Source organism: Virgisporangium ochraceum (assembly GCF_016863655.1).
GTDB classification, from domain to species: domain Bacteria; phylum Actinomycetota; class Actinomycetes; order Mycobacteriales; family Micromonosporaceae; genus Virgisporangium; species Virgisporangium ochraceum.
On record NZ_BOPH01000010.1, the window covers coordinates 82,701 to 100,094 of the forward strand.

Consider the following 17,394-nt stretch of genomic DNA (forward strand, 5'->3'; position numbering starts at 1 on the left):
CACTGCTGCTCTCGTTCCCGAGTGCACACGAACGACGGTGCCGCCGGTTGGCGGCTGGCGGTGGACTTCGGGACGTCCAACACGGTTGCGGTGCTACGCCACGGCGACGGGGAGTCGCGACCGTTGTTGTTCGACGGTTCGCCCCTCCTCCCGTCGGCGGTGTGCCTCGGCCCGGACGGCGATCTCCTGGTCGGCCGGGACGCCCTGCAACAGGCGCTGGCGACGCCGTCCTGGTGCGAACCGACGCCGAAGCGCCGTGTGGGTGAGCAGAGCGTCCTGCTCGGCAGGCGGCAGGTCCCGGTGGTGGACCTGGTGGCGGCGGTGCTGCATCGGGTCCTCGACGAGGCTGTCGGCATGGCCGGTACCCGGCCCGACGAGTTGGTGATGACCCACCCGGACGGGTGGGGTGAGGTCCGGCGTGAGGTGCTCGCCCGCGCCGCGGAGAAGGTGGCCCTCCCGCGGCCGCGGTACCTGTCCGAGCCGGCGGCCGCCGCGAACCTGTTCCCCACCCTGCGGGGCGCGGACGTCGCGGTCCCCGGACCGGACCACCGGCCGGGCACCGACCGGGCCGTGCTCATCTACGACTTCGGTGGGGGAACCTTCGACGTCAGTGTCGTCCGGTGGGACCCCGACGGGGTGCCGGAGGTCCTCCGCAGCGAGGGACTCGCCACGGTCGGCGGGATCGACCTCGACGACCGGATCGTCACGCACCTCGGGTCCGAACTGACCGCCGATGCCGTCACCTGGCAGCGTTTGCTCACCTCACAGGACGAGGACGACCGGCGGGCACGGTGGCAACTGCGGGAGGGTGTGCGTGAGGCCAAGGAGCGGCTGAGCCGGCTGCCGCGGGTGGACCTGCACATCCCGGTGCTGGACGTCCGTGTCACGCTCACGCGCACCGAGTTCGACCGACTGGCACGGCCGGTGGTGACCCGTACGGTCGAGCTGACCACCGCGACCCTCGACAGCGCGGGCGTCACTCCGACCCAGCTCGCCGGTGTGTACCTCGTCGGCGGGTCGAGCCGCGTCCCGCTCGTCGCGACGATGCTCGTCCGCGCGCTGCGCGTCGAACCGCGGGTTCTACGCCAGCCGGATCTCGCCGTCGCGGAAGGGGCAGCCCTCGCCTTCGCGGGTGCGCCCGTCACTCCCGCACCCTCCGATCCCGAACCCGAACCCTCCGCACCGCCGGCGCCGCGACGGTTCGGACGTCGTCGCGTACTGGCCATGGCCGCCGCCGTGGCCGCGGCCGGAGCGACCGGTGGCGTCGTCCTGAGCCTCTCCGACAAGAGCAACGGCGGGCACGTTCCCCGCACAGGCCCGTCTCCGGCACGGCGGCCGGGAACGCTGACCCTGCTCGCCGGCACCGATCCCAGTCCCGCCGGGACCCGTCAGGACCTGGTCGACCAGTGGAATGACGACCACCAAATCCAGGTCACGATCACACCCGTCCCGGGCAGCGCCGACGACCAGGTTTCCGCGATGTGGAGCGACCCCGTCGCCGATGTGTTCCTTCTCGACGCGCCTCAGCTGAGCCGGTTCGCCAACGCCGGTCTGATCACCGCGCTGCCGGACGGCGCCGTCGACGTCGACCGCTTCCTCGAGCGTCCGCTGAACACCTGCCGGTGGCGCGACCGGTACTGGGCGCTGCCGTTCAACACCGATGTCGGGCTGCTGTTCCACCGACCGGACGTGCCGGCGCCGACCGGCTGGCCGGACCTGGTCACGCTGGCCCGCGCGGCGGGACGACCCAGCTACTCGGGCCAGTTCACCGCGGACGAGTCGTCGGTGGTCAACATGCTCGAAGCCGCCCTGGCGCACAACCCCAAGCTCCTCAACGACGACGGCACCTTCCCCGACCAGATCTCCGTGGCCGAGTGGGACGCGGCCATCGGACCGCTGCGGGAGGCGATCGCGGCAGGAGCGGTCCTGGACGCGCACGCCGACCTCGCCACGGTCGACCTTCCGCCGGACGAGCGGTCGGCGGAGTTCCTCAGCGTCAGACATGCCACCTGGAGCCAGGTCCAGACCGTACGGCTGTGGCCCGCGTTCGCCACGAGATTGAGCGGCCTACGACCCGGACGCCTGTTCGGCCCCGCGATCCTGGGCGGCCAGAACCTCGCCGTGTCGTCCCGGTCGGCAAATCCGGAGGCGGCGATCGACCTGATCCGCTACCTCACCGACGACAAACGGCAACGCAAGCTCACCACCGACCAGACCTACGCACCGGTCACGAAGAGCGCCTACGAGACGGACGGCACCGACGACCGGAACCGGGCCCACCTGATCCTGTCGGCGATCCAGACCGCCTATCCCCGTCCTGTCACCCCGAGCTACAGCGAGGTCGCGCAGGTGTTCATCGAACTCATGCGGCCGGCCGTGCTGAACGGAACCAGACTGCCCGAGCACTTCGCCAAGAGCCTGCACACCGCCCGGATGACCAACCCCACCAGTGCACTGCCCACGACCAGGGCCCAGTCACCAACACCGTCCCCGACCTGACGCGTCCCGGCAGTCACAGTTCCCACCACGTCGCCCGCCGCTGTGGTTTGTGCTGCCTCCGATCGGGTTCCCGACGCCGCAGCACGAGTGCGACGAGCACCCCTAGAAGCACCTTCACTGACAACCCCCGTGGCCTCACGATGCCGATCGATGTCGTGCCGGTCGCAATCTCCACCCACATGAGGTGCTCCGCCGGCCGAAGGGTTGCAACAGTCCCCGGCGAGTGTCAGTTCACCAGTCGGCGCAACGCCCACCATGCGGCCGGCAGGTAGACGGCCGTGGCCGGTGCGAAGCCGTCGATCGTCAGCCTTGTCCTCGTGCCGGACGCGGTCGCCTCGACGGTGTGGACCAGGGTCAGCTCGACACCGGCCGCCGACACCGTCCACGACCACGTCCGCACCGGAGCCGCGTCGTCGACGTCGACGACGCGGAACGGCACCGGGAACCGCAGCGGCCCACGCACCACGCCGGACGTCGCCGCAGCCAGTCGCTCATGCGGATACTCGACCGAACGGATCTGCGGCGACCACTCGGGCCAACGACGCGGGCGCACGTAGCGGTCCCACACGTCGTCGGCGGCGCGTGGCCCCTCGACCTCGAGCGTCCGCCGCAGCCTCGGCCGGCTGGGTCTCATCCCTCCATTGTGGACCGGACGCCGACGCCAGCGCTTCACAGCGGCGCATCAACGCGACGCGACAGGCAGCCGTACCCGGAGCAGGGCACCGCCGCGATCCGACCGGTGCACGGTCACCTCGCCGCCGTGCGTGTCCACGACCCGGCGCACGATCGACAGACCCAGACCGGAGCCGGGCAGGTCCCGCGCCGCATCGGCCCGGTAGGACCGGTCGAACACGCGCGGCACGTCCACCGCGTCGATGCCCGGTCCGCCGTCATCCACCTCCAGCACCGCGGCGCCGCCCTCGACACCCAGCCGCACGTACACGGGCTGGCCCGGCGGCGACCACTTCCCGGCGTTGTCGAGGAGGTTGAGCACGGCCCGCTGCAGCGCCGCGGGGCGCCCGGTGACCGGCACGGGTACCGGTGCCAGGTCGAGCACGAGATCGACGTCCGGGACCCGGGACCTGGCCCGCGTCACCGCCGCGACCACCTGATCGGCGAGGTTCACCACCTCGGTCGGCTCGGTGGCGACGTCACCGCGCGCCAGGTCGGTCAGCTCGGCGACGACCGTGCTGAGCTCCACCACCTGCACGCCCAGGTCGTCGAGCAGCTTGGCGCGCGCGGCGGGGTCGAGCGCGGTCTGCAACGTGCCCCGGCGATCCAGCCGGATCAGCAGCTCGATGTTGAGGCGCAGACTCGTCAACGGCGTACGCAGCTCGTGGGCGGCGTCGTCGGCCAGCAGACGCTGGGACCGGCGGGCGGCGTCCAGCGCCGCGAGCATGTCGTTGATGGCCTGTGCGAGCTGGCCGATCTCTCCACCGCTGCGCACGGCGATCGCCTCGTCCAGATTGTGCGTGCGGGCCACCCGGACCGCCGTGGCGGTGAGCCGGTCGACGGGCGCCAGCACGGTGCGTGCCACCATCCGCCCGACGATCACACCGCTGCCGGCACACACCACCGCGTCCAATAGGAGGAACAGCGCGAACGAACTGGCCGCCCGGCCGTAGAACTGGCCGTCCCGGGCGATCTGGATCGCGCCACCGTTGGTGTGGACCGTGTACACCAGGTACACATCGTCGTCGTATGCGAAGTAGTTGTCGTCGTCGTCGATGCCATCGTCGACCTCGACGAGGTCGAAGCGGCCGGCAGCCCGTCCGTCGGCGACCCGCAGGGCGTCGGCGGTGACCGGCAGGGCGATTGGAAGCCCGACCGGCGAGCGGACCGTGCCGTCGGGCAGCAGGATGCGGGCGCTCAGCCCGGCATCGGAGGCCGACGGCAGCGTGGCGGCGGCGGCACCGTCGCGGTCGGTCACCGCGAGCAGCGCGGCGGCGTCACCCCGCAACTGCTCCTCGATCGAGTGACGCAGCTCGTAGGCGAGCACCTGCCAGGCGAAGACCGACGCGGCGAAGGAGCCGACCGCGATCCCGGTGGCGGTCATCACCGACAACCTGGTCCGCAGCGACGACCAGCGCCACCAGTCGCGGACCCGGGTCAGCGGCGACGTCACGGCGGCGTCTCCCGCAGCACATATCCCACGCCGCGAACGGTGTGCAGCAACCGGGGTTCGCCGTCGGCCTCCAGCTTCCGTCGCAGGTAGCTGATGTAGACCTGCAGGTTGTTGGTGGTCGCGCTCATGTCGTAGCCCCAGATGGTGTCGAACAGCACCTCCCGGGTGAGCAGCCGGCGCGGGTTGCGCAGGAACACCTCCAGCAGCGAGAACTCGGTGCGGGTCAGCTGCAGTCGACGCTCGCCGCGCCAGGACTCGAACAGATCCGGTTCCAGACGCAGGTCCAGGAAGGACAGGGCGGTGGGCTCCCCGGTGGCAACGGTGCGGCGGCGAAGCAGGGCCCGGACCCGGGCCAGGAGCTCCTCGGTCGCGAACGGCTTCGGCAGATAGTCGTCGGCGCCGGCGTCGAGGCCCGTGACCCGGTCGGCTACCTGATCGCGGGCGGTGAGCATGAGCACCGGCAGGTCCGACCCGGCCGTCCGCAGGCGCCGGCACGTCTCCAGCCCACCGAGGCGCGGCATCATGACGTCGAGGATCAGCAGGTCGGGCGGGTTCGCGTCGACACCTTCGAGCACCGCGAGCCCATTGGCGACGGTGCTGGTCTCGTACCCCTCGACCTGGAGCACCAGCGCCACCGAGTCCCGGATGGCGGCGTCGTCGTCCGCGATGAGCACGTACACGTTCGGTCACCTCCACAGCGGTCGTGACCAGCCTGGCGCATCAACCTGAGACGAATGTTGGAAAAGATCCGCACCGTCGTCCGAGAACTTGATCTTACGATCCCGTCCCTGACCTCGGGCGGCGACGACACCGATGCGGTGCCTGCGCCGCACCCGCCTCAAGGCCAGCACGAGAACCACGCCCTGTGACGGAACCCTCACCACGTCCACAGTGGACGGAAACGACGAAGGCCCCGAGCACCATCTCTGCTGCCCAGGGCCTTGACGATCTTGCTGACGATCTTGCGCGCCCGAAGGGACTCGAACCCCTAACCTTCTGATCCGTAGTCAGATGCTCTATCCATTGAGCTACGGGCGCTTACGTGCTCGGCCAGTGTACATACCCTGTCCGACCGCGGAGGCTCCGGGATTCGAACCCGGGATGGGCGGTTAACCCAAACCGCATTAGCAGTGCGGCGCCATAGACCGTACTAGGCGAAGCCTCCCACGACGACCCGTACCCGGGCCACCGTCGACCGAGGATACAGGTCCCCCGCGTCCCCGAGCAAAGCAACTCCCCAACGGGGGACCCGCCCCCAACTTCGAAACGCCTTCCGCCTGAACAGGCAGCCCGGGCTACCGGCGATTAACCTCGCATCATGGCGGACGATCCCACCCCGGCGCGGCCGCGCAAGCGCACCGAGCCTGCCGCTCCCCCGCCGGGCGCGAAGGAGCGACCGCGCAAGGCCGGCCCCGGTCTGCCGGTCTTCCTGCCACCGGCCGGCCAGGAGGAGCCGGCGCCGGCTCCGCGCGTGCCCGGCGCCCGCCGGCCCCCGCCGGCTTTCGGCTCCGGAAGATCAGAGGATACGGGCGGACCACCGGCCGAGGCCCCGGGTCGCCGCCCCGCCCGGTCAGGTACGCCGGCCACCCCAGCCGGTGAGCCCGATGCCCCAGCACCCCGGCCCACCGGCGAGGCGACCCGCCGAACGCCCCCGCAGACCCAGCCCTCCCGGGCCCCGTTCACCGTGCCGGCCAGCGAGTCCCCACCTCCCCGCCGGCCGAGAAAGGCACGCCAACCCTCCGAGAACCAGGAGCAGCTCCCCATCCCGGAGCCCGAGCCCGCTCCCACCACCAAAGCCACGCCGGGCAAGCAGCCTTCAAGGAAGGCCACTCCACCGCGCAGAGGGCCCAGCGAAGCCGTGACCCCAGCACGCAAGGCCACCCCGGAGCCAGCCCCCACCAAGAAACCCGCCGCACAACCGCCGCCGAAGGAGGCCGCCACCACCCCGGAGCCGGCAAAGAAGGCAACTCCAAGCAAGGCCCCGGCAAAGAAGGCCACCGCGGAACCACCCCCGAAGAAGGCCCCCACGGAACCACCGCCGAAGAAGGCCGCCGCGAGGAAGTCCGCCACGGACAAGCCCATCGTTGGGCCCACCGCCACCCCGACCCCACCAACCGCCGAGCCAACCCCGGCCCCCGACGCTCCAGCGACGGCAACCTCGGCGAAGACCACCCCGGCGAAGACCACCCCGGCGAAGACCACCCCGACCGCGGACGCTCCAACCGCGGACGCTCCAACCAGGAAGGCAGCCAAGAAGGCAGCCGCCAAGAAGGCGACCGCCCGGAAGACCGTCAGCACCACGTCCCAGGAACCAGCTCCGCCACCCGGCCCGGCGACAGCGCCCGCAGGCCCAGCCACAGCACCAGCAGGCCCAGCCACAGCACCAGCCGCCAAGGCGGCCAGAAAGGCGCCGGCCAGGAAGCCGTCGACGAAGAAGCCCGCGGCCAGCGCCACCCCGGTGGAGGCACCGCCGGCCGAGCCCCAGGCCGCACAACCGGCCGAGCCGCCAGCCACCCCGCAGGCCGGCCCATCGGAGCCGCAGCCGATCGAGCCAGCAGCCCCACCGCAGGCCGAGCCACCCCAGGCCGAGCCACCGGCTCCCGCAGCCCTCAGTGGTGAGCTTCTGCCCGCCCAGCCCAGGCCAGTTCCCGCGTCCAATCGTGATCTTGTGACCGCGGCCCCCAGCCTCCAGGATTTCCGGGACCGGCCCACGCAGGCCGCCGAACTGCTCGCGCTCGCGGCGGTGGCCCACTATGGTCCCGGCGCTGCCACGGGTATCGCGTGGCTGCGGGAGCAGTACCCCGGCTCGTCCGGCGAGGCGATCGCGCGGGCGGCGGCGCACCAGTTCGTGCGACGGGCGCGTAACCGGGGGGCGGTGGCCGGGCTTGCCGGCCCGCTCGCCGTTCTGCTGGACGAGGGGACGCTGCAGGCCCTGCACGCGGAGCTCATCCTGCACCTCGCCGCCGCCCACGGGAAGGATCCGACAGCTCCGGAGCGGGCCGCCGAACTGCTCTACCTGCTGGGCGTGCACGACTCGACCACCGAGGCCAGCACGGCGGTGAGTTCGGCGATGGAGCGGGCATCCGACGTGCCCGGAGACCCGGGGCGGCTCCGTCGGCCGCTCGTGCGCATCCTCGCCATGGGGGTGCTGCGGGTCGGTGCCCGGCGCGTGCTGCGGCTGATCCCCGGCGCGGGGGCACTGATCGGCGCGGTGACGAACGCCCGGGCCACCGATGATCTGGTGACCCGGGCGCTGCGTTACTACCGGACGCGGACCTAGGGGCTGCCCTGCCGACCGGGTCGGCAGGGCAGCACACCTACGTCGTGATGGTGACCAGCGCGGAGCGCACGGGCGCCGCGCTGCCGTCGCCGAACTCGAGGAACCCGAAGTAGCGGGTGCCCGGGGTCAGCCCTGACCAGTTCACCGTGAAGGTGACCTCGCGACCCACGACCGCCGTGTGCCTCGACGGCGTGACGGAGAAGTTGCCGGCGTTGGAGTTGCCGACCACGTGGGCGTAGAGCTTCACGTCCTGCTCCGTGACGCCCGGTGCCGTGGCGTACTGCACGACGTACACGTCGTACGAGCCCGCACCCGGCAGCTGCACCTCCTCGTTGGAGCCGCTGCTGCCACCGACGCCGACCAGCGCCGAACCCTGGTACACGTACAGGTCGATGTCCGTGCCCGTCGGGTAGTCACTGCCGTACGTGTTCACCTTGGCGTACTTCGCACCGGCCGGAACGGTCACCGTGTGCTTGGCCACCGCCGGGTTCGTCGCGGGATTGTTCGGGTCGAACTCCTGGTCGGCACCGACCAGCCGCGACGTCCTCACATCCGGAGCGACCAGCCCGAACGCGGTCGCGGTGACCGAGCCGTTGTAACCGGGCTGCACCTTCACCTGCTGCGATCCGCTGGTGCCGGTGCCGACGACCTCGGTCGGCGCGCTCATCGCCACCGGCTGCACGGTGAACGGCGACCGGACGCTGTGACCGCGGAGGTCCGCCAACGTGACCGCACCCGACGCGTACTTGTTGAAGGCGGCCGACGTCCGCGTGAACTCGACCGTGTACGTCGCCGAGCGCCTCGGCAGCACGGTCAGCACCGACGGCGTCACCTTGACCGTGACGCCCGGAGGCGCCTCCACCTTGGCGACGTAGACACTCGCCTGGTTGGTCGTGTTGGTCACGGTGCGGGTCACCGTCTGGCTACCGGCGAGAGCGCCGATCGCGATGGACGGGTAGTTCAGGTTGCTCGGGTCCATCGTGCCGACCGCGTCGCACACCGAACTGCCGTCACCCAACGGCGGCAGGTTCGCCCCGACGCCGCAGGCCCACTGCAACCACTCCAGCGGGCCGGAGTCGTACACCAGGCCCGGGTCGAACGCCGAGCCCGGCCGCACGTGCCCGGCACCCATGTCGAGCGGTGACGCTGCGGCGGCCAGTCCGACCTGGCCGATGGGTCGGCCCTGGTTGTCGGTCTGGTAGGCGGTGGTCATCATCGCCGACTTGACGGCGAGCGGCGACCACGTCGGGTGCTGCGCACGGATCAGCGCCGCGATCCCGGCGATGTGCGGCGCCGCCATCGACGTGCCGCCCTTGACGTCGTAGAACGAACCGAGCGCGTTGGCCACCGGCGGCACGGCGGCCACCACGTCGACGCCCGGGGCGGAGATGTCCGGCTTGAGCAGGTCACCACCGCTGGCCTGGGACGGACCGCGGGACGAGAACCCGATCACGGCCGGTGCGCGCTGCGGCTTCGTGGTGTGCGCCGGCAGCGACGCGGTCGCACCCGGGGTGGCCGCGTACGCCTTCACCGCTTCGGCCCGCTCGACGCCGAGGTGCACCGTCGGGACCGCGTGGACCTCGACGTTCAGGCTCTGCGTGGCGTCGACGACGTTCACCAGGATCATTCCGACGCCGCCGGCGTTGCGCACGGCCAGGCTCTTGTCGACCCGCGCGTTGGCACCGGTGACCCCGCGTTCGCAGACCACGATCTTGCCGGCGACCTTCGCCGGGTCGAGGCTGGGCGGATTCGAGTGGCACTGCCGCACGCTGTTCTCGTTGGCACCGGGCAGGCCGGCGGCCGACGAGTTGATCAGCGGTGCGGTCGGACCCGCGGCGCCGATGCCGACACCCTCGAATGTCGTTCCGTTGCCGAGCACCGCGTTCCTGGCGTACATCACGTCGTGCGTGCTCGCGGCGACGGTCGTCTCCCACGGCATGGTGTTGTTGACGGTCGCCGCGCCGGGGCCGGAGTTGCCGGCGGACGCCGACACGAAGACCCCCGCCGCGGCCGCCTGCAGGAACGCGACCTCGACCGCGCCGACGTCGTCGACGGTGTCACCGACCGAGTAGTTGATCACGTCGACGCCGTCGGCGACCGCGTCGTCGATGGCCGCCACGATGTCGACCTCGGTGCCGGTCGCGGAACCGGTGGCCTGGACATACCAGAGCGCCTTGTAGATCGACAGGCGCGCCGCGGGCGCGACGCCGCTGACCTGGCCGACGGCCGATCCGGCGACGGACGCGTCGGCCGGGTTGCCCGCCGCGGTGCTCGCCGTGTGCGAACCGTGGCCGTTGCGGTCACGGGGCGAGTGGTACTCACCCGTCCGCTGGCGCTGGTTCCCCGCGAAGTCGTACCAGCGCGCGCCGATCACCTTGTTGTTGCACTCGACCGGCTGCGTGTCGCCGGCGTCGCAGGTGCCGTTCCACTTGGCGGCGATGGTGTCGGCGTCCGGACGCGGCTCGGACAGCGCGCGGAAGCTGGGGCTCTCGGGCCAGAAGCCGGAGTCGATGACGCCGACGATCTGTCCCTCACCGGCGCGCGCCTGCCCGCCACCGAACTGGTTCCAGACCCCGTTCGGACCGGAAAGGCCGAGGAAACGCGGGGTGTTGTTCGTCTGGACCGTGTGGATCCGGTTCTTGAAGATCCGGGCCACGCTGGGCAGGGCGTCGAGCTTCCGCAGGTCCTCGGGCGTGAGGGCGGCGGCGAAGCCGTTGAACGTGACGCCGTAGTCGGCGACCTTCTTCCCCTCGTCGATACCGGCCCGGCTGAGCGTCTCGGACCGCTGCTTCTGCAGGTACTGACGATAGGCGTTGTAGTTCCAGCTGCGGGTGTCGAGCTTCTGGCCGACGGCTGGCCTGGTTGCCGGAATGTTGGAAACCCCGCCGGCGTACGTGGCGAGCGGATCGCCGGCGAGTTGCACGAGATAGATCGCGGAATTCTCGGCGCGCAGCGGTTTGGCTGAAACCGCGCCCGGAAGGGCGAGACCGGCGACTACGGCGCTCGTGGCACCGATGGCGAGCAGGGCTCTGACCCGCCCGCGCCGCTGTCCCGCCGGCAGCATCGTGTATGACACACAAACCTCCGTGTCGGCTTGAATCCCCTGAGCGGCCCGAGCCCGACGAGGGGCACACGCTGGCCCGAGGCCTGCACGAAGGCTATTCATTCCGGTCGAATCTAGAAAGTGGCACCTGTCGATCACTGAGCGTGTCTGTCCATTTTGGACAAAGAGATGGGCCCCGGCGGATGCCGGGGCCCATCGGTCAGGGACGGCTTACGTGCGGGCCGTCACCACGGTGGCGTTCGTCAGGTTGCCACCCTGGCCGAACTGGAGGATGCCCAGGTAGATCCGACCCGGGGTGAGCCCGGACCAGTTCGCCGTGAGCGTCGTCGGCGCGCCGGCCGACACCGTCGGCTTCGCGGGCGACAGTGTCAGGTTGCCCGCGGCGACCGGACGGAGGACCCACGAGTGCAGCTTGACGTCCTGCGCCGTGACCCCGTCGGCGACCGCGTACTGGACCACGTACACGTCGTACGTCGCTCCCGGGTCCAGGTCGACGATCTCGTCGGTACCGCTGCTGGCGCTACCGCCCCAGAGCTCGCCGTCCGAGTAGACGTAGATGTCCAGGTCGGTCCCCGCCGGATACTCCGACGCGAACGTTCTGGCCCGGGCCACTATCGCGTCGGCCGGAACGGCGATCGTCGTCTTGGAGACCGCCGGACCCTCCGCCGGGTCGGCGAGGTCGAAGGAGACGTTGGTACCGACGAGCCGCTTGGTCGACACGTTGTTCGGCACCAGCCCGTTGACCTTGGTGTTCAACGGACCGTTGACGCCACCCCGCACCACGAACGGCTTCGAGCCGCTGGTGCCGCTGAGGCTCAGCTCGAGCGGGCTCGCCACCGGCGCCGCCCGCAGCGCGATCGGGGTCCGCACGCTGTGACCGCGAAGATCGGCCAGCGTGAGGGACCCGAACTGCCACACGCCGAACGCCGCGTTCGTGCGGGTGATCTCCACCGTGAACGTGGCCGAGCGGCGCGGCAGCACCGTCAGGACCGACGGCGTCACCTTGACCGTGTACCCGGCCGGCGCCACGACCTTCGGCACGTAGACGCTGGCCTGGTTCGTGGTGTTGGTGACCGTGCGCTTGATCGTCTGCTTGGCCGCCAGGTCGCCGACCGCGATCGACGCGCCGTTGAGGTCGCTGGGGTCGGCCGTGCCGACCGCGGCCGCCACGTCGGCGCAGTTGAACCCGGCGCCTTCGACGTCACCGATCTCGTTGTAGGTGCCGCAGATCCAGCGCAGCCAGTCCTCCGGACCCGAGTCGTAGACCAGGCCGGGGTCGTAGGCCGCGGCCGGGTTCACGTGACCGGCACCGTAGGCGTTCGGGCTGGAGGGGATCAGGCTCGCGCCGCTCTCCTCCTTGATCGGTCCACCCGTGTTGTCGGTCTGGCCCGCGGTCGTCATCAGCGCCGACTTGATCGCCATCGGCGACCAGGTCGGGTTCTTCTGCTTCATCAGAGCCGCGATGCCGGCGATGTGCGGGCTCGCCATCGAGGTGCCCGAGTAGGCGTCGAAGTCGTTCTGGTGGTTGCCCGGAGGGGCGACCGCGGCGATCACGTCGACACCCGGTGCCGCGATGTCGGGCTTGAGCAGGTCACCCTGCGACGGCTCGGACGGGCCGCGGCTGGAGAAGATGGCGACGGCCGGAGCCTGCGCCTTCTTGCGCACCGCCGCCGTCATCGACGCGGTCGGGTTGGCGGTGGCGGCGTACGCCTTGATCGCCTGACCCACCACGGTGTCGACGTGCACGGTCGGAACCGGCTGGAAGTCGGCGTTCACGGAGTTGCTCGGGTCGTTGTACATGACCATGCCGACGCCGCCGGCCTCCTTGACCGCCCAGCCCTTGTCGGTGCGGGCGTTGCCGCCGCGCCGGCAGAGCACGATCTTTCCGGCTACCTTCGCCGGGTCGAGCGTCGCGTTGCCGTCCGACGACTCGGCGGGGCTGTAGCACCGCTCCACCTCGAACGGGTCGGCGCCGGGCAGACCGGCGTTGACCGAGTCGATCAGCGGGCTCGACGGCAGCGCCGGGCCGTAGCCGCGGCTGGTGTACGTCGTGCCGTTGCCCAGGGTGACCGACTTGTCGTACGTCCGGTCGTGGGTGCTGGCCGCCACCGTGGTGAGCCACGGGGAGCCGTGGTCGGCGGTGGCGTCGCCGGGGCCGCTGTTGCCGGCCGAGGCGGCGACGAACACGCCGGCCAGGGTGGCGTTCATGAACGCCAGCTCGACCGAGTCGAGCACCGGGCTCTGCGCGCTGCTGCCGATCGAGAAGTTGATCACGTCGACGCCGTCGGAGACCGCGTCGTTGATCGCCGCCAGGATCTCCGCGGTGCCGCAGCCGGCACCGGAGTTCGTCTCCCAGCAGACCTTGTACGCGGCGATGCGGGCCGCCGGCGCCATGCCGCTGATGTTGCCCTGCGGCTCACCGTTGATCACGGCGGGAACGCCGTGGTTGCCGGCCGCCGTGCTGGCGGTGTGCGAGCCGTGGCCGCCCCAGTCGCGCGGCGAGACGTAGTCCTTGTCGGCGAGGTCCTCCATCGGGTAGTACCGGGCGCCGATCAGCTTGTTGTTGCACTCGACGAACGGAGCCTCCTCGCCCGGCTGGCACTCGCCCTGCCAGTCGGCGAGGGCGTCGGCGTCGGGCCGGGGTTCGGGCAGCGCCGCGAAGCTCGGGTTCTCGGGCCAGATGCCGGAGTCGATGACGCCGACGACCACGCCCTCACCGGCGTGCTCGTCGCCACCGAACTTGTTCTGCCAGACGCCGTTGGGCCCGTCGAGGCCGAGGAACCTCGGCGTGTCGGCGGTCTGCGGCTGGAGGATCTCCTGCTTGAAGACGGCCTTCACACCGGCGGTGGAGCGCAGCTTCTGCACTTCCGAGCCGGTCAGTTTGACGGCGACGCCGTTGAACACGGTGTTGTACTCGTAGACCGGCTTCTTGCCGTTGAGCTTCGCCCGCTTCAACGTGTCGCTACGCCTGCTCTGCAGATACTTGCGGTAGGCGTCGTAGTTCCAGGTCTTGGTATCGAGCTTGTTGCCGGCGGTGGGCTTGGTCGCGGCGATTCCGCTGATCCCGCCCGTATAGCCGGACAATGGGTTGTCGTCGAACTGGACGATGTACAGGCCGGGCTTGACCGCGTTGGCGGCCGGCGCGGCTTGCGCCCAGGTGGAACTCGCCACCGTCATCGTCGCGATTGCCGCAGTGGCGATCGCGACCGTGGCCGGGCGCCTCAGCCCGACCCGTTTCCTTAACGACACAGGTGCTGACCTCCGAGCCTTCGTGGGTCGAGGGTGGCCCACGTTGCGGCGAGGAGCTTATTTGCATATCTGCACGTAAGAGAAGAGTGATGGGTCGATGTATCTATCCGATGACCATCGGTGACTGTCCACGTCGGACACAGCTAGCGCAGGAACGTCAGTCGATCTTTGAGCAGCGCGTACCCGACGAACGCCACGATGTCGAGGAGCGCGTGGGCAACGATGAGGGGCAGTACGCGCTTGAACCGTAGGTAGAAGAGCCCGAAAACGGCACCCATGATGACATTCCCGACAAAAGCGCCGATACCCTGGTAGAAGTGGTAGGCGCCGCGCAGCACGGCACTGGTGAGCACCACCGTCGTCGCGCGGTAGCCCAGCTGTTTGAGCCGCTCGAACAGGTAGCCGACCACCACGACCTCTTCGAGCACCGAGTTCTGCAGCGCCGCCAGGATCAGCACCGGCACCGCCCACCAGTGGTCGGGCAGCGCGGCCGGCACCACGTTGGCGTTGAGACCCATCGCCCGCGCCACCACGTAGAACCCGAGCCCGGGCAGCCCGATCAGCGCCGCGAGCCCGGCGCCCGTCGCGAGGTCGAAGCCGGGCCGCCTGCGGTCAAGGCCGAGCATCGCGCGCGCGTCGCCGGGGTCGCGGTGCAGCAGGTGGACCGCGAACAGCGCCGGAACCACCCCGAAGAAGACACCGAGCAGCTGGTACGTCAGGTCCAGCCACGGGCGGCCGGGTGCCTGTGACGCGTTGAGCGTGGCCGTCTGCTGGGCCAGCCCACCCGGCGCCGTGAGCCGCGCGGCCAACCTGACCACCGCGTACACCGCCGAGGCACCGAGCGAGACGGCGAGGAGGAGCAGCACCTCCATGCGGCGGTTACGCCGTTGATCGTCGACCACGAGCAAACACTATCCGTCGACGAATTAGTACACGTGTTCGACAACCCTGTGAGAACGACTAGGGTAAGGGAAAGGGTATGCCTGTCCTCTGCCGGTGTATTTCGAGCCACCCGATCGCTGTCCCTCGAACGGCCAGGGTGCGCACGGCAGGGTGAGGGAGGTCGCACGAAATGTGCGATGCCGGCCGTCACCGAACTGCACGCTGAGTTCGTGCGTACCCCGGATGCCGGCAGCCTGTCGCGGTTGTTGAAGGAGAGCTGGGCGCTCGTCGAGGAACAACAGGACAAGTTGGCCAGCTACTTCTACGCCCGCATGTTCCTGAGCAACCCGCAGCTTCGCGACCTGTTCCCGGTCCAGATGGACGTGCAGCGGGCCCGGCTGCTCGGCGCCATCGTCACCGCGGTGCAGTCCGTCGACGACCCGGACCGCCTCGACGAGTACCTGACCGCCCTCGGCCGCGACCACCGCAAGTTCCACGTGACCCCGGAGCAGTACGACGTGGTCGGTGCGGCTCTCATGGAGGCGCTGCGCACATTCGCCGGCGACGAGTGGGCCCCCGAGTACGACCAGGCCTGGCGCGACGCCTACGGGGCGATCGCCGGCATCATGATCAAGGGGGCCGAGAACGACGCGGACAACCCGCCGTACTGGCACGCCGAGGTGCTGTTCCACGAACGCCGCGGCCGCGACATCGCGGTGCTCACCGTGCGCCCCCTGCAGCCGTTGGAGTTCCGCGCCGGGCAGTACTTCAGCCTGGAGTGCAAGCACCAGCCCCGGTTGTGGCGGGTCTACTCGGCGGCCAACGCCCCCCGCAAGGACGGCTCCATCGACTTCCACGTGCGCGCCGTCGGCGCCGGCTGGGTGTCGAGCGCGTTGGTCCGCAAGGTGAAGCCGGGCGAGATGCTGCGCCTGGCCGCGCCCATGGGCTCGATGGTGCTCGACCGCCGCTCCACGCGGGACATCGTGTGTGTGGCCGGCGGCACCGGGCTGGCCCCGATCAAGGCCCTGATCGAGGAGCTGACCAGATACAACCGGACCCGCTGGGTGCACGTCTTCTACGGCGCCCGCGACCGCGACGACCTGTACGACCTGCCCGCGCTGAACCGGCTGGCCAACTCGTACCCGTGGCTGTCGGTGGTGCCCGCCTGCAGCGAGGACTTCGAGTTCCAGGGCGAACAGGGCAACCTCAACGAGGTGGTGGCCCGCTACGGCCCCTGGCAGGACCACGACTTCTTCGTGTCCGGCTCCCCCGGAATGGTCCGCAACACGCTACGCACGCTGGCCGAGATGCAGGTCCCCGCGATGCGCATCAAGTACGACGCCTTCGGCGACCTCTGACCCTTGATCAACTTCACTGGCGGAGTAACTATTCAGGTGGTGGTGGGCGCCGAGGGCTGTGTCTCCCGGCCCGATCTTGGACTTCCAGACATGCCATGACGTGTACGGAAGTCCACCATCGCCATGACCTCCTCGATCGACACCGGCCGACACGGTCGCCTCCGACCCCCGCCGGACACCTTTGGCGGCACAGCGACCACAACTGTCCGGCGAACAGCCACCACAACCAGGTGAACAGTTACCTGGCGGAAAAGTGCAGCCACACTTGACTTTCTCGCCAGTGAAATTGATCAAGCGGCGACGAGCCGATTCTGGCGGGTGCGGTCGCGCTGGAACCGCTCGCGGTCGCCGTGGTACGCCCAACCGTCGATCTCCACCACCACCCTGGCCGCCCGGAACGCCACCGATGCCGGCCTCCCGGAGCAGGGCCACCGCCAGCCGCTCGGCGGTCGAACGGGTACCGGTCGCCGCCAGGAGCCGCTTCGCCCGCGCGACTCCACGCCCACCGGCGTGGTCACGTATCCGCCCGGCCAGGTCGCCCGGGTGGACCCAGCCGACGTGGAGGGCGCGGTCGAGCACCCGCAGCGCCGGCTCGTCGGGAGCACCCGCAGGCAGTCGAAGACCGTGCGACCCGGCCCCGTCACCGGAATGCCGTCACCGGAATGCCGTCTCCGCGACCGACGTCTCCGGGTGCCAACACGTCGCGGAAAAGACGCACGCCAGCCACCGAGCCACACCCGTTCGGGCCGGTCCACAACCACAGGCCCGGCCGCACGACCGGCAGTTCGTACCAGAGCGCGGCCGACGGACCGGCGACCACCGGGCGCGGCACCGCCAACTGCGCCGCCACGACGAGGACCCGCGTCGTCGGCGGGCTGCCGCGGTTGCAGGCGGGCAGCATCCACGAGGAGGCACCGTGCAACGCGCGCCGACGAGC

10 protein-coding genes and 2 tRNA genes are annotated in these 17,394 nt (G+C 70.4%); 3 read left to right on the forward strand and 9 right to left on the reverse strand.

Annotated features, from left to right (window positions below; translation table 11 throughout):
• Positions 1–21: 21 nt before the first annotated feature.
• A complete protein-coding gene (locus Voc01_RS03940) occupies positions 22–2,499 on the forward strand; it encodes an extracellular solute-binding protein (protein ID WP_203925858.1) in 2,478 nt (825 codons plus the stop codon).
• 226 nt (positions 2,500–2,725) lie between these two features.
• Here Voc01_RS03940 and Voc01_RS03945 read toward each other — a convergent pair whose 3' ends face one another.
• From Voc01_RS03945 to Voc01_RS03965, 5 genes are all read right to left on the reverse strand, one after another.
• The gene (locus Voc01_RS03945) at positions 2,726–3,133 is read right to left on the reverse strand and encodes an SRPBCC family protein (protein WP_203925859.1); all 408 of its coding nucleotides are present in this window, start codon (positions 3,131–3,133) and stop codon (positions 2,726–2,728) included.
• Positions 3,134–3,181: 48 nt separating this feature from the next.
• Positions 3,182–4,624 carry a HAMP domain-containing sensor histidine kinase gene (locus Voc01_RS03950; RefSeq protein ID WP_239159924.1) on the reverse strand — a complete coding sequence of 481 codons (1,443 nt, stop codon included), beginning with the start codon at positions 4,622–4,624 and terminating at the stop codon, positions 3,182–3,184.
• Positions 4,621–5,304 carry a response regulator transcription factor gene (locus Voc01_RS03955; RefSeq protein ID WP_203925860.1) on the reverse strand — a complete coding sequence of 228 codons (684 nt, stop codon included), beginning with the start codon at positions 5,302–5,304 and terminating at the stop codon, positions 4,621–4,623. The genes Voc01_RS03950 and Voc01_RS03955 overlap by 4 nt, the downstream gene beginning before the upstream one ends.
• A 285-nt stretch (positions 5,305–5,589) precedes the next feature.
• Positions 5,590–5,662: transfer RNA gene (locus Voc01_RS03960), tRNA-Arg, on the reverse strand.
• Positions 5,663–5,699: 37 nt separating this feature from the next.
• Positions 5,700–5,789: transfer RNA gene (locus Voc01_RS03965), tRNA-Ser, on the reverse strand.
• 1,503 nt (positions 5,790–7,292) lie between these two features.
• Here Voc01_RS03965 and Voc01_RS03970 point away from each other — a divergent pair.
• A complete protein-coding gene (locus Voc01_RS03970; protein ID WP_203925861.1) occupies positions 7,293–7,904 on the forward strand; it encodes an EcsC family protein in 612 nt (203 codons plus the stop codon).
• A 37-nt stretch (positions 7,905–7,941) separates the two neighbouring features.
• Here the strand turns inward: Voc01_RS03970 and Voc01_RS03975 are convergent, their stop codons facing one another.
• The 3 genes from Voc01_RS03975 to Voc01_RS03985 all read right to left on the reverse strand — a co-directional run bounded on the left by Voc01_RS03975 (position 7,942) and on the right by Voc01_RS03985 (position 15,089).
• On the reverse strand, positions 7,942–10,980 hold the full coding sequence (locus Voc01_RS03975; RefSeq protein WP_239159925.1) for a S8 family serine peptidase: 3,039 nt from the start codon (positions 10,978–10,980) through the stop codon (positions 7,942–7,944).
• A 198-nt stretch (positions 10,981–11,178) separates the two neighbouring features.
• Positions 11,179–14,145 (reverse strand): S8 family peptidase, encoded by a 2,967-nt coding sequence (locus tag Voc01_RS03980; protein WP_203925862.1) that lies wholly within the window; start codon positions 14,143–14,145, stop codon positions 11,179–11,181.
• A 215-nt stretch (positions 14,146–14,360) separates the two neighbouring features.
• Entirely contained in the window at positions 14,361–15,089 is a 729-nt protein-coding gene (locus Voc01_RS03985) for a CPBP family intramembrane glutamic endopeptidase (protein WP_203925908.1), read from the reverse strand.
• A 240-nt stretch (positions 15,090–15,329) separates the two neighbouring features.
• Between Voc01_RS03985 and Voc01_RS03990 the strand changes: the two genes are divergently transcribed.
• A complete protein-coding gene (locus tag Voc01_RS03990) occupies positions 15,330–16,457 on the forward strand; it encodes a globin domain-containing protein (protein WP_239159926.1) in 1,128 nt (375 codons plus the stop codon).
• A gap of 640 nt (positions 16,458–17,097) precedes the next feature.
• Here Voc01_RS03990 and Voc01_RS03995 read toward each other — a convergent pair.
• Positions 17,098–17,358 (reverse strand): hypothetical protein, encoded by a 261-nt coding sequence (locus Voc01_RS03995; RefSeq protein ID WP_203925864.1) that lies wholly within the window; start codon positions 17,356–17,358, stop codon positions 17,098–17,100.
• Positions 17,359–17,394: the final 36 nt, after the last annotated feature.

Coding starts and splice junctions, on each gene's coding strand:
- Voc01_RS03945 (WP_203925859.1), bottom strand. CDS start 3,133: ATGAGACCCAGCCGGCCGAGGCTGCGGCGGACGCTCGAGGTCGAGGGG.
- Voc01_RS03980 (WP_203925862.1), bottom strand. CDS start 14,145: ATGACGGTGGCGAGTTCCACCTGGGCGCAAGCCGCGCCGGCCGCCAAC.
- Voc01_RS03985 (WP_203925908.1), bottom strand. CDS start 15,089: ATGGAGGTGCTGCTCCTCCTCGCCGTCTCGCTCGGTGCCTCGGCGGTG.
- Voc01_RS03995 (WP_203925864.1), bottom strand. CDS start 17,358: ATGCTGCCCGCCTGCAACCGCGGCAGCCCGCCGACGACGCGGGTCCTC.